The organism is Natrinema gelatinilyticum (assembly GCF_024266705.1).
In the GTDB taxonomy this organism is placed as follows: domain Archaea; phylum Halobacteriota; class Halobacteria; order Halobacteriales; family Natrialbaceae; genus Natrinema; species Natrinema gelatinilyticum.
This window is the reverse complement of record NZ_CP100757.1, coordinates 451761-465100: the sequence shown is the minus strand read 5'-3', so window position 1 is coordinate 465100 and position 13340 is coordinate 451761. Positions and strand designations below refer to the sequence as shown.

Annotated in this window: 10 protein-coding genes; 2 read left to right on the top strand and 8 right to left on the bottom strand. The window is 52.3% G+C overall.

Annotated elements, in window-relative coordinates:
- Positions 1 to 168: 168 nt before the first annotated feature.
- Positions 169 to 1356, top strand: coding sequence for a hypothetical protein (locus NJU76_RS20250; RefSeq protein ID WP_254533605.1), 1188 nt, complete (start codon positions 169 to 171; stop codon positions 1354 to 1356).
- 51 nt (positions 1357 to 1407) lie between these two features.
- Here the strand turns inward: NJU76_RS20250 and NJU76_RS20245 are convergent, their stop codons facing one another.
- From NJU76_RS20245 to NJU76_RS20215, 7 genes are all read right to left on the bottom strand, one after another.
- The gene (locus tag NJU76_RS20245) at positions 1408 to 2400 is read right to left on the bottom strand and encodes a DUF7065 domain-containing protein (RefSeq protein WP_254533604.1); all 993 of its coding nucleotides are present in this window, start codon (positions 2398 to 2400) and stop codon (positions 1408 to 1410) included.
- 58 nt (positions 2401 to 2458) lie between these two features.
- On the bottom strand, positions 2459 to 2914 hold the full coding sequence (locus tag NJU76_RS20240; RefSeq protein ID WP_254533602.1) for a MaoC/PaaZ C-terminal domain-containing protein: 456 nt from the start codon (positions 2912 to 2914) through the stop codon (positions 2459 to 2461).
- Between the two features lie 73 nt (positions 2915 to 2987).
- The gene (locus NJU76_RS20235) at positions 2988 to 4058 is read right to left on the bottom strand and encodes a phosphotransferase family protein (RefSeq protein WP_254533600.1); all 1071 of its coding nucleotides are present in this window, start codon (positions 4056 to 4058) and stop codon (positions 2988 to 2990) included.
- An 82-nt stretch (positions 4059 to 4140) separates the two neighbouring features.
- Positions 4141 to 4446 carry an acetone carboxylase subunit gamma gene (locus tag NJU76_RS20230; RefSeq protein WP_254533598.1) on the bottom strand — a complete coding sequence of 102 codons (306 nt, stop codon included), beginning with the start codon at positions 4444 to 4446 and terminating at the stop codon, positions 4141 to 4143.
- Positions 4447 to 4448: 2 nt separating this feature from the next.
- Positions 4449 to 6431: a hydantoinase B/oxoprolinase family protein gene (locus NJU76_RS20225; protein WP_254533596.1), complete on the bottom strand. Its 1983-nt coding sequence runs from the start codon at positions 6429 to 6431 to the stop codon at positions 4449 to 4451.
- Positions 6432 to 6485: 54 nt separating this feature from the next.
- Positions 6486 to 8585, bottom strand: coding sequence for a hydantoinase/oxoprolinase family protein (locus NJU76_RS20220; RefSeq protein WP_254533595.1), 2100 nt, complete (start codon positions 8583 to 8585; stop codon positions 6486 to 6488).
- Positions 8586 to 8754: 169 nt separating this feature from the next.
- Positions 8755 to 9516, bottom strand: coding sequence for an IclR family transcriptional regulator (locus tag NJU76_RS20215; RefSeq protein WP_254533594.1), 762 nt, complete (start codon positions 9514 to 9516; stop codon positions 8755 to 8757).
- 835 nt (positions 9517 to 10351) lie between these two features.
- Here NJU76_RS20215 and rdfA point away from each other — a divergent pair.
- Entirely contained in the window at positions 10352 to 11017 is a 666-nt protein-coding gene (rdfA, locus tag NJU76_RS20210) for a rod-determining factor RdfA (protein ID WP_254533593.1), read from the top strand.
- A gap of 29 nt (positions 11018 to 11046) precedes the next feature.
- Here the strand turns inward: rdfA and NJU76_RS20205 are convergent, their stop codons facing one another.
- A complete protein-coding gene (locus NJU76_RS20205) occupies positions 11047 to 12993 on the bottom strand; it encodes an archaea-specific SMC-related protein (RefSeq protein ID WP_254533592.1) in 1947 nt (648 codons plus the stop codon).
- Positions 12994 to 13340 lie beyond the last annotated feature (347 nt).

Sequence of the window (13340 nt, the reverse complement as noted above, 5' to 3'; positions counted from 1 at the left end):
ACGCCGTGCCCGGTTTGACCGTCACCGTGTATCCCCGATTCAGTTCAGTATCCACGGACGCATTTTCTGTAAAATATGCAGACATATACGCGAAACGAATAGTGCTCTAGGAGAAGGTTTTAATAGCTCTGCAAAATCATGTCAAGGTACCCCATCAGAGGTACTACCATGGTTAGGAGAATTGACATCGACGATGCAACGATAGGAACGTGGGGGGCAATCGCGTCCCTGATGCGGACCCAAATGCGAAATGGAATATTCGAAAACACAGTCGTGACGCTTTCCTGGTCCGAGGAGCAGCCATCACTGGCGCTCGGGAACTACGAGGATGCAGACCAACTTGACGTCGACCTCGTCCGGGAGAACGATGTCACGGCTGGTCGTGTATACCATAGCGGTGGGGGTGGGAGCGGAATCTTTACACCAGCAATCCCACTTGTACTCGTCTACTACCGGCACGATCAACACGACAAAGACGAAAATTCGCTTCTTAAACACTTCGACGAACTCAACGGGCAAGCAAACGCAGCGGCGCTCCAGAAAGTTGGCCTCGATGGAGAGTACCGATCCATCGGTGATGCCGAAGTCGTCCTCGACGATAACAGGTACAAGGTTATGGCGTGTGCCGCCACGAACTACCCGCAGTCGGAGTACTGGGCGATCGTCTCGAGTGCTATCTGGGATGTGCCACCCCAAGAGCTCTCAGAGCTAATGGACGAAGCCATCGACATGCCTAAAGAGAAGTTCGAAGACAAGGATACCGATAGTCTGACCTCTCGAATGCGGCCAATCTCGGTCATCCTGGATGATCTTGGGAAGGACGTCAGCAAAAACGAGATGATCGACGCGCTCGTAGAGGAGAACGTCAAACGACTTATCGGCGACGATGAAGAGATAGTCGAGGCCGAGTTAGCGGACGAAGAGGCGGAGTACATCGAACAGTTAACACCGTTCTTCGAGAGCGATCCCTGGATCGACCGAATTTCGACGGCGAACCTCTGCCGAGAAGTGCCACGAAATCTCGAGATTGGGATAGCCGCGTACAAGTCCAGGAAACTCATCAAGGCGAGCGTCGTATTCGATGATGACGGAACCATCTACGACGTACAGTTCTCCGGTGACTTCTACTTCCGGCCGACACTCCCCATCACGTCGACGTCGGTACTCGACGACCTTGCGAACGCCGTAACCGGTCTCGATCCTTCGAACGAGGATGCCCTAGAGAGCGCCATCGCCGAGGTGTTCGACCAGCCATCGATCGAATTCCCGCGTATCGAGCCAGTGGACTTCGTTCAGCCACTCGTCAGGGCCACCGGCAACACTCAGCCAGTCGCCGACTATCTCGACGAAAACTGAATCCACACCTTCGACCCTCAACCAGTTCTTTCGGCCACATCCCACTCCAGATTATATCGAGAGGAGTTCTTCGGGCCAAGCTAGTCCTTCGTTGCCGCGCCACTGACAATCGGCAGGCATACGGTTCGTAACGCTGGTGAGCCACGGTCCATCAGGGTCTGAGAGGGCCCAGTTACGATCCTCGTAGCCGATCGGTATGTTGTGGGTCGGTCGGCAACACAGTTCTTCAGTCCCATCCTCGAACTCGAGGGTGTAGTCAATCTCGGTCGGATACTCGCCTTCAGCCCACGCACGCGCTCGGTCGGCCCGGTCATGCCCGTCGTTCCAGTCGACTGTCGCATCTCGAATTGGTCGGACAGTTTCGGCATTCGCGTGATAGCCGTAGACGTGATGCACCTCGTCCCCCGGATTCGTTGACGCGATGAGCGTAAAACAATCGCCAGTGCCGAACTGAGCAAAACACGCCATATGTCCCCATTTCCCGGGTGTCCAGTCTCGAAACCAGCCCCACGAGTGATCCCGATACCCACGTCCAGAGACGGGTACCTCTTCGCCACCAATAGTAAGTGTCCCCTCTACCTGGTTCGCGTAGTCGTAATGATACTGTGTATCCACGAGCAGGTCGATATCGAGGGGGTCATGAAGCGGATTAGAGAACGTCAGATCGGCCGTCATCGACACCTGTTCGTCGGTACCCGTGAAGACATCGTTTGCATCATTTGCGACGTTACAATCCCCCGAGGCGGAAACCACCCACTCCTCGTACGGCTTATGTAGTTCGTATCGTTGTGTGAACTCCGGCGTGGAAGATTGGAGCCCGAACGTTCGCTCTAGAGGGATATTCTCGTCGCGATACCAGTACACCTCGTCGTCGTAGACGAAATAGAACCACGCGTTGGCACGCCGCTCGAAGGGCTGGAAACCCAGCCGTGTGAAACCGCGGACAGTCTCGTCGTTAAAATCGAAAAAGTAGCTCTCATTCCATAGGCGTTTTTCGGGAGGTTCGTGCAGATACTCATCGCTCGCATTGGTCTTGACGTCCATACAGTATGCACTTAATCATCGGATTTAAAATTACCGTGCCGTACGGGCCTGATACAGGTCAGTCGGCTTTTGTCTCTCGCCGCTCGAAGAACGGTAATCCGACAGTCGAGAGGACTTGCTCGTCGTTTTGATTTAATCCTCTGTACTGAATGCGGACGAGCCCACGATCAGGATAGCTCTCGAGTGTCCGCTTCTCGAGTATTTCCATTCGGACGGAGAGTGTATCACCGGCATACACCGGCGCGGTACATTGAACGGCTTCGAAACCAGCACCGGCCTTCGTCACGACATCGCGAAAGAGGTGATCGGCGACGATGCGTTGGCAGATGGACAGCGTGTGCAAGCCACTCGCGATGAGTCCGCCGAACCGTTCTGTCGCTACCTCCTCGTCGACGTGGTACGGTTGTGGATCGAATCGCTCGCCGAATTCAATTATTTCCTCTTTGGTTACTTCGTATGCGCCGACCTCTCGTGCCATTCCCTCATCGACATCCTCGAAGTAGAGCTGGGTCACAGGTATCAAATCAATGGTCGAGGGGATGTATGAACTTTACCGTTCAGCTGATACTGCTGACTCTATGCCGTGTCTACAGTGGATCCTCACCAGTAGTGATTCGGAGTCCGCGGTTAGCCATCGCCGGAACGCGATCTCTCATCCGTGGGTACAGCGGGTCGCTGGTTTCGCCATCGAGATACCGTCTGAAGAACATCTCCCCGGCGACTGCTTCCTTGAAGACGGCGAGTGCCCGATAAAACCGTTCATTCGAGAACTCCATGTCCGTCAGTTCCTCGTAACGGTCGACCAAATCTCGCCTACTCAGGTAGTCCGGATGTTCGGTGTGGGGGGCCGTCCACTCTGGAATTGCGGGTTCGAACTCGTCTTTGGGGTCTCGCCAATGTGCGAGCAAGAAACCTAGGTCGGTGAGTGGATCACCAAGCGTACTCAGTTCCCAGTCCAGTACTGCAACGAGCTCTGGCGGCGTTCCGGTCCCGAACATCATATTGTCAAGCCGAAAGTCGCCGTGTACGAGCGTACTATGGTGGGACTCGGGCACGTGATTCTTGAGCCAATCTCGGAGCGATTCGAGGGCAGGCACCTGTCGGTTATGGTCCTTTTCCTCGTAGATCCATACCATCTGCTTCGACCATCGTTCGACTTGCCGTTGCGTGAATCCGTCCGGTCGGCCAAAGTCCTCGAGACCTATTTCCTCGAAATTTACCGTATGAATGTGAGCCAGTGTTTCGACGAGTTCCGCTCCGACCGCGCGCCGGTATTTCGGGGTTGCGAATCGGTCGGGTTCCTCATAGCCGATGATCTCCCCATCAACCCGTTCCATAAGGTAGAATTCAGCACCGAGGAGAGACGAATCTTCGCACTGAAGGACGGTCCGGGGAACGGGAACCGGCGTCTCCTGAAGCGCGGAGAGGACTCGATACTCCCGGAGCACGTCGTGTGCAGTGCTCGCTGTCTTTCCCGGCGGTGGACGCCGTAAAACGAGGTCTGCATCACCCCAAGTGACAAAGAGAATCTCGTTAGAGTTTCCGCCCTCGTGGTATGACACGTCAAACGTGTCCGTCTCCCCTAGCCTGGTCTCGAGATACTCCCGAAGTGGCTCCTCGTCGACTAGCTGGTCGAGATACTCCGAATCGTCCGGCATCACCACCAACTTCCGGTGCGGCGTATAAATAAATATGGGACACAGTCACAAGACCGGGGGACCGGCTTTGAAACCAGTCTTTTCACGCGGTTAGCGAGTCGACATCGAGTTCGATATCGTGGAGAATCGGATCATCCTCACGTGCGAACTCGTGATCGAAGAGGACGCCACAACCCGGGCAGAAGAATTGACGGAACTCCAGGTTTGGGTCACGCCCCAAGAGTTCTTCCGGTGGCTCGAACGCGGGGCCAGCATCCGTCACCGGTCCCGTCTGCATCGCCGAGTACTCTTTGTAGTTTTTCTCAGCGTCACAGAGAGATTTGCCACACTCTCGGCATGAGATGGTCTGTTCACCTTCGTCGAGATCGAGGTATTTGTGAATCTGCATTGTTATTCCTCCACAGGGATCGTACTCTCGGCGAGTCGAGATTCGATGATCTCATCCCGACGGTCTCCCGTCGCCGATTCGTCAACTGCCAATTCATCGCCGCTTTCGTCGAATACGACGCCGTAGATATCGTTCGCGACCTCTTCGCTAACGATTTCATCGGTCACGTCCTCGAGCACCTTCTCAGGATCGCGCTTCAGCGGATCACCGTATCCGGCAGTACCTGGAGAGCGCGTCTCCATGACGTCCATCGAGCCTTGAACGAATTCGGCCTTTGGTGGATACGTATTCATGTCCCCATCTACTTCCTCGATATCGTCAGGAATCTCCTGGTTCTCGAACCGATCGTGGATGTCGGATCCGTCGACGGTCCGACTCCGAATTGGTGCACCGGGATAGGCAGCGACCCCACGTGTATTTGGCGTGACACCACCGTTGCCGGCCACCACAGTCTGAATGGCCTCGGTGTTGTGAGGGACGAAACAGGCATCCATCCCACCGCCCCCACGGAATTCCCCGTGTCCTGCGGAGTCCATCGATTCCCGGCGGTACAGGTACAACATTGGGTAATCCTGCTCGTTGTTTTCGATGTTGGGCAGCGGACCTTTGGGAGAGAACAGGATACCTCCGACATCAATCCCGTCTTTGTCGGTCCGTGCGCCAAAGCCCGTCCCCATCACGTCAAGGTTCATCGTGCCAAACGGGTTACCCCACTGGTCCATACCGGCTTGTGAGAGAACGATAAGCCCAGCAAGGGGGTCCGTGATGATGTCCTCGCGGGTTTCATCCGACGCAGAGAGCATTCGAGTCATGACGTCGTAAATCAGGGCGATCGATAGCTCGATGCTCAATGTCCCGCCACAGCTGACTCCAGTAGGATATTCTGCTCGATTCAGGGTACCTGGCTCGGTCTCTATATCGATATGTCTGTAGGCCCCACTCGTGACCCACAGTTGGTCATAGAGCAGCATCGGGTTAACGACACAAGAGATCGCTGTCCGGAAGCCGGCGTAGGTAAGGTTCATCGACCCCTCGTTCTCCGCACTCCCTTCGTTGGTAAACGTAAGGGTGTCCCCTTCCTTAGTGAGTTGAAGTTGTGCAACGTAGAGGTCGTCGTCTCCCGTCTTCGATCCTTCCATGAACTCGCGAGAACGCCACGTACCATCAGGTAGCTCACGGAGTTTTTCGACGAACTCCGTCTCGGAGTCGTCAATAATGTTCTCCATCACACCTTTGATCGTCTGAGCGCCGTACTCGTCGATGAGGTCATGGATCTGCTCCTGTGTTACCTGAAGGCCTGCTACCTGAGCGTTGAAATCCAGGCCCACCATATCGGGCATTCGCGAGTGGCGCATGTACATCTGCTTGACGTCCTTGCGGACTTCGCCACCTTCCACTGCCTTAATCGGCGGAATAGGTGTCGATTCCTCAAAGACATCGTTTGCACCCGGGACGAAACTTCCCGCATTTTTTCCACCGATATCGTATTGGTGAAGCGTGTTGGCAATCCAGCAGAAAAGTTCTCCGTCTTTGAAAATCGGTGCAACGAAGAAGACATCGGGCTGGTGAGTACTGCCAACCCACGGGTCGTTCGAAATGAAAATGTCCCCCGGTTCGATGCCAGGATTATCGCTTCGGTTCTCCAGGATCCATTTCACTTGCAACTCGGCTATCGGCGAGAACAGTTGGACATACGGCCCATTGAACACCACCTCTCCGTCATGCGTCATCAGAGTCGGATTGAAGTCCTGTCCGAAGTATGCGACCGGTGATCCGGACACGTTTTCAAGCGTTTGGCCGTGTTCTTCATTGACCGTCCAGAGCCTGTGGCGAAGCACTTCGTACGTGACCGGGTCGATGTCCTTCGAATACTCAGTGTGTAAGTCGAGATCCGGATGGATGTCAAGATCATCCTCTGGAACGTACCCCTTCTGGAAGTCCTCCCAGACGTTTGAGCCGTCGTGACTTTGGTCATCAGTTGACATTGGCGGCACCTCGTGACTGCAGCGTTTCTTTTGTGTCGTGCATGTATCGTGGATTCATGATCGGATGATGATGTTGTTATACTCGTCAATTTCGCCCGAATCCGCACTGGGAACGGCGACGGTCGTATTGTTCAGCCGCATGACGGCTGGACCTTCGAAGGTCATACCAGGACCAATGTCGTCCTGATAGTACACCTTCGTGTCCATGTATCGATCTTCTGCCGGCCAGAAAATCTCCTCCGTCTCGGGATTCCCTCCGTCAGCCTTTACTCCCGATGTTTCGGCACGCAGGTTCGGCTTCGTTGTTTTGCCGTATCCGTCGACACGGAGAGTCACGAGCTCGAAGCCGGTTTGACTCGCACCGGCGCCTTCGCCGTAGAGTTGTTCGTATTTCTTTTCGAAGCGAGCTATTACCTCACCCGTGTCCTCCTCGGTCAGTTCGCCGGGTGGAACAGGGACTGTTACTTCGTGGACCTGTAAACCGTAGCTGAGGTTCGCATACCGCTCTAAGCGCATGTCCTCCTCATCGAATCCTTCCGCCTCAAGATCGCCACGGATCTCATCCTCAATGGCGGTGAACTGTTCCGTTAGTTCCTCGGGATCAAACGGTGCGAACGTTCGCATATTCGACATCTCGTTCCGGTGGAGAACGTCAGACGACGAAATACCCACTGCCGACCATACTGAGGACGAATCGCCCGTCGGAATGACGACCTCGTCGACGCTGAGGCGGTGTGCAATCGATGGCAGATACAGGGGGCCAGCACCACCGTATGCGTATATTGTAAAGTTACGCGGATCGTGACCCTTATTGATCGTCCGTTGGCTGATGAGATCCGCCATCTGGGCATTGGAGATTTCGACCACACCCCGAGCGACGTCCATGAGATCCATTCCCGTGGCTTTCATAAGGCCCCGTGCGGCCTCCTCGGCACTCTCGAGATCGAGTTCCTCACGCCCACCGAGGAAGTATTCTGGATCGATGAATCCACAGAGAACTGCAGCGTCTGTTACTGTAAACGCATCGCCGCCGTCCCCGTAACAGGCTGGCCCGGGGTCTGCACCGGCCGATTGGGGACCGACGCGCAGCCGCCCAGTATTCTCTTCGACCCACGCGATAGATCCGCCGCCGTTACCAATCGATTCGATGTCGATGTTCCGTATACTGTAATCATACTGGCGGACAACGTTGGTGGCCTTCGTTATCGGCTCCCCATCCGTAATGAGGCCGACGTCGAAACTTGTCCCACCCATGTCGCCGGCGATGATGTTCTCGTGATCCAGTGTATCTGCGAGGTAGCTACAACCGGTCATTCCGGCTGCTGGCCCCGAATCGATTGTTCTGACGGGCTCGCGGATCGCATCCGCTGCTGGAGCGACTCCCCCACCGACCTGCATCACCAGCAACGTTCCATCATATCCGCTCTCCTCGAGGCGATTGTCGATCTTTTCGATGTAATCAGAGGTGGTTGGTCCAATGAGGGCGTTTATTGCTGTGGCAGTAGTGCGCTCGTATTCACCCCAGGTGGGTGCAAGGTCACTACTACGAGTGAGGAATACATCCTCGTCGAGTTCCTCAGTGAGGATTTCCTCCATACGTTCCTCGTGTTCGGAGTTGAGGAACGACCACAAGCAACTGATCGCGACCGAGTCGACGTGTTCGTCTGCGATTGTTTTTGCTACGCCACGAGCCTGTTCCTCATTGAATTCGACTACCACTTCTCCTTTACAGTCGATGCGTTCGTTTAGTCCATGGATATTTTCCTTCGGAACTAATGGGTCTGGTTTGGTAACCTCTTGCATGTGGAGGTATTCCTCCACGGAGAGTCCACTTGTTCGTCCTGGGGCACCGCGCATCATCGAAATAACCGACTCAGCCCCGTGTGTGGTGATGAGCGATGTGTCGACATCGTCTCCTTCTAACACCGCATTTGTCCCAACCGTCGTCCCGTGGGAGACGAGCTCGGCCTCTTCTAACAGGCCTTCGATATCTGTCCCTAACTTCTCAGCCATTACTTCTAAGGAATCGAAAAATCCTTTTGAGAAGTCATTAGGGGTTGATGCCACTTTTCCATCAATAATCCCCCCCTGTTCATCAATTGCGACACCATCGGTGTGTGTTCCACCGATGTCAACGTTGACTAGATAACTCATTGTTCTTTGTTCATGATGGGTACACCTATCACACTACCCACGTATGATATTCATGAGCAATGTAATCAATCTTTCTCTAAAAATGGTTCTTATGGATGCTTTTTGGAAAGGGCACGTCACGTTCAAATAGTGTTAAACAATCACCGGTGAAAGGTAAGGAATCGCCACCTCACGAGTAGGCCAAATTCAATTCAATGATATTCGCGGACTGAATCAGCAACTCCGGAACCATATCCTCGAATTGCTTATTAATCGTCCGGTTCGTCGGACCATAAACGCTAATCGCTCCAACTACCTTGTCACTGTCTCGTCGAATAATCGGAGCGCCGACGCCACGCATCCCGTCCATGATCTCGCCTTGCTCGAGCGCATATTTCTTTTCTTTGATGGATTGAAGTTCTGCGTCTAGTTCTTCTCGTTCCGTTATCGTGTTCCTCGTCATTTTTGGAAGTCCGTGTTGTTCCACGATCGCATCGACGCGCTCTTCAGGAAGATTTGCCAGTATCGTTCTTCCAGGAGCGGTTGCATGGAGGGGAGTTTTGGTCCCGTCGTGAGCGACTATCTCAACGGCATCTTCGCCCATCACTGTCGACAGGAGGATTCCAAACCCATTTTCTTCGATCATCAGTGAGGCGTGTTCGCCCGTTTCCCTCGCAAGTTTCGCAATCTCCGGTTTCGCAGTTTCATAAATATCTAGCTGCAGTCGCCGACGAGTTCCATGTTCTAACAGACGAGTGCTCAGTGAGTATCCCTCGGAATCGTTGATCAGATAGCCAGTTTGCTTCAGCGATTGAAGATAGTCGTGAGCGGTGCTGTTTGGCATATCTGCCTCCGCTGCGACTTCTGAAACGCTAGCCTTCCCCCTCACGGATACTATCTTGAGTATTTCCGTGGTGTTCTTGACCGCTTTGATTTTCACTTTTTCGCCCATGAGTAGCGTGTAACTGCGGTTTCTAATAAACCTTATCCGGCATCGTCGTACACTTTTTCAGCGTCTATTCTTAATTATAAATTACATACCCCGACGCCTTCCACCATTTATGTGGTTTACGGATAAGTCGACACATCTGAATTTGAACATAGTTTATATTATGCTATCCGAGATTCTCGGATAGAGATCGGCGGGTTCCGCTACGGTGACTTATGACATGCGCCATATTGGTGCTGCATACGTCGATTGTGGAGAAATTGACGGACAAAACACGTTCCGTATCATTTTCAGCATTGTCGGATTTTATAAGATAAACTCTTTTTCTCAGAAAGCGTTCTTATGACGGTTTATGATCCGAAAAAATGTATGATGTGTCTTTAATCGACGGAGATTAACACAGATTGATTTCTTCTGAAGATTTGTCACAGAATGTGTCTACGGTATCATCACATATAATAGCTTATACGAAATAACCCCGCGAAGAATATCGGCACAAGTATATCGAAACTACGTCTCAACCTCGAGAAGATGAAGGCGAGTTCATCATCATTTCGATGGAAGCTAAAAGTTCACCAACAGGAGCCGGCGTAGTCAGGAATAACAACTCTATTCTTGTTATTTAGATGCTCGCATGATGTTCAATAACATCCTATATCGTGAAATGACAATCTGACGCCACATATATTATTCCGGCTATCACTATAGTCTGTTTTGTTACTATGTGCGCAGTCACGATTAGGAGCCGACGGACTACCAGGTCACCCAAATCCTAGTGGTCATTACAGAGAGGAAACCCCTGACTTTAAAACTGCTCCTCCCTTCTATCCATGTATAAATGTCAAGTGAAGGCGAGGGCGAGAACGACTTTGAATCGGACGAAACGGTGAAGCAAAAGCCCGACAGCAAAGTCGCGCAACTCATCGAGTCATACGACCTGGGGGCCTCGTTCGGCGATACGTTGGAGGAACTCTGGACGGCGGACGGCGAGAAGCGCGAAAGTCTACGAACTCTCGCGGATCGATTTAACAAACGACTGTTCGAAGCAGCAGTGTCGGACGCAGGAATGGCGACGCTCGATGGGGAAATCTCCAACATGTATCGACTGCTAACCGACGAAGACGTGAGCAGCGGTAATCGGATCGAGACTCGACGTCGACTCGAACAGAACGGAGTTAATATCACACAGTTAGAACAGGATTTTGTCACTTATCAGGCCATCCGGTCATACCTCAAAGAGCACCGTGGTGCACAGTACGATAATGACACTACACACACACGTGTGGATGGCGTTATCGATACAATTCAGCGTCTCAAATCACGAACTATATCTGTTGCCGAAAAGAGCCTTCTACAACTCCGGGATACGAATCAACTTGCTCTCGGTGAATTTCAGTTGTTCATCGATATCAACGTCTATTGTGAAGAGTGCGAGACACAGTATGGCTTCGTCGAACTTCTCCAACAGGGGGGTTGTGAATGTCAATTGGCGGATAACGAGTAAAAATCCACTATCTGTGAACGCCAAACATGTTATATTTTTGTGATGCGCGCATACTCATTCGGAAGTGCTTGGGCGTCCTCAGGGAGAAGAGCAACAACCAGATACCGCGCATAATCGGAGAAATATGAAATGAAATTTGCCAGCCGTTCCGAGTCGATGGCTTCCAACGAGTCCAACAGCATGAACGGGACTGTCTCGTGAACGTCATGGACGAGATACCCTGCCAGCGCAAATGTGAGTCCCGTAACCTCACGTTCACTCTCAGAAAGATGATCAACTGTATCTTCGTAGGTCGCGCCCGATTCCGTCGTTCTCACGACGTGGAGTTCAAATACGGCCTTTTCGGTCTTTTGGCGTCCTTCACGGACGGATTTCTGGACACGTTCGATCCAAATTCGTGCAAGATTCTCATATTCTAAAACGTCAAGAATTTGCTCCATGTGACGATTGAACTCCTCGACGGCCTCGCGCTCGATTCGTTCGATTTTGGATTTCTGAGCCTCGTAATCTTCTTGAATTTGTCCCCGACGTTCGGTGAGCGATTCCTCCTCCGCTAATCGGTCCTCAATCGTACTCAGTTGATCAGTTACATCATCGAGATCTGACTCGAGTTGCCCCAGTTCGAATTCAAACTGGTTCGCCTCCTTGTGTAAATCTAGAATCTCAGAGAAGCTCTCGTGTTCGAGAGCTTCGACTTCTTCCTCTGTAACCTCGATATCATTACTCAGTTGATCGCGCTTCTCACGCAAGTCCGTAAGTTGCGACTCCCGTTGATCGAGTTCGTCCGTAATGTCGTCGAGTTTACGGTCAAGTCGCTCACGATCGCGCTGTTGTTGTTCGCGTTCTCGCTTGTCTGCCTGCAACTGTTCCAACTCGTGATCTATTTCGCTAATCTCGTCGGTGTAGTCTTGCCGGACCGACCGTAGTGTATCCATGGTCGCATCTATGCGGTCACGTTCGACACTGCTCCCACATGTCCAGCAGACAATGGACTCGTCTTCGATCAACTGATCGGTGACGGTATCATACGAGTTATCGCCGGCCGCAAGCGCAGTACCGATGGCTGATTCCCCTCCATTGAGCATTTCCTCGTTGAACTGAATTACATCTTGGAGATCGGTGATCTTGGCCTCGAGTTTCTGTTTCCGCCGGCGCAAGCTTGAGATTTCCTGATCTAATTGCTCAGACTCGTCCATTGGCACGTCCGGTAACGCCTCACGTTCCTCCCTCAGCTCGGCTCGTTCGGTTTTAAGCGACGTGATACTTTCTTCCTGAAGATCGATATCAGAACGCACGCTTTCGAGGTCCGCTCGCAACTCACGGAGGCCATCCAGTTTCGATTCAAGTTCCTGCTTGTCTTCACGAGTTTCGTCGACGTTGGCGTCCATCGACTCGATCTTGTCCTCTTTGGTCGCAAGTTGGTCGCGCTTGTCCTCGATCTCGGCTTCGAGTTTTGATTTGCGCTTCTCAAGCGAAGGCAGGTCATTCTTGAGCGAATCGATTTCCTCGAGTTGTTCGTCGACTTTGCTGCGTTTCCGTTTGAGGCGCTCGATTTCGGCCTGGATCTCCTCGGTGTCTACCGGCCGCATAATCAACTCACGGAGATCGTTACCTTGAACTACAGCCCGTCGAGCTTCGTTCGATTCGAGCAGAAACGCGAACAGATCGGCAATCGTTGCATCATCGAGATATGGATCGCCAGCAAACGAAATAGCTCCATTTCTGTCATGAAGAGTTCGATGATACGTTTCATCCCCGAGCGAGAGCTCGACTGAGCCTTCGTTAGCATCACCCTTGAGCGTAACATCGTTGCTGCCCAAAACAGCCATTATCGTCTGCAGGAAGGAGGTGCGGTTCGTCGCATTACGACCAGTCAGGACAGCCACACCTGGGGGGATATCGACTTCGGTCTCAGAGATCCCACCGATATTTTTTGCCTGTATTTTAACCCTCTCTATCATTTCGGTATTCGACATATCTAGGCCAAGTAGGCCCGTAACCAAAAACCTGCTTATTGAGCAAGCGTTGTCTAAATAGTCTTGAAAAAGAAAGCGCAAGATTATATGCCTTATTTTCATTTGGAAATAATGTGTAGTGTCCAATACATTTTAGATATCGTGAGACAAAGGGGGGTCCGCTTGGGGAATCGAGACTGTGTTCGCTTCCTCCCTGGGCACGAACGACTGTGGTACCTCCGGTAGAAATCGTCACATAAGGCTACGCAGCGAAATTTACTGAATCTAGGGAGCGTGAGCGGTTGTTCGCCTCGAAAAACACAATTGATTCTTCGATTGATCGACGTTAAACGCTCTAATCAAGCAAT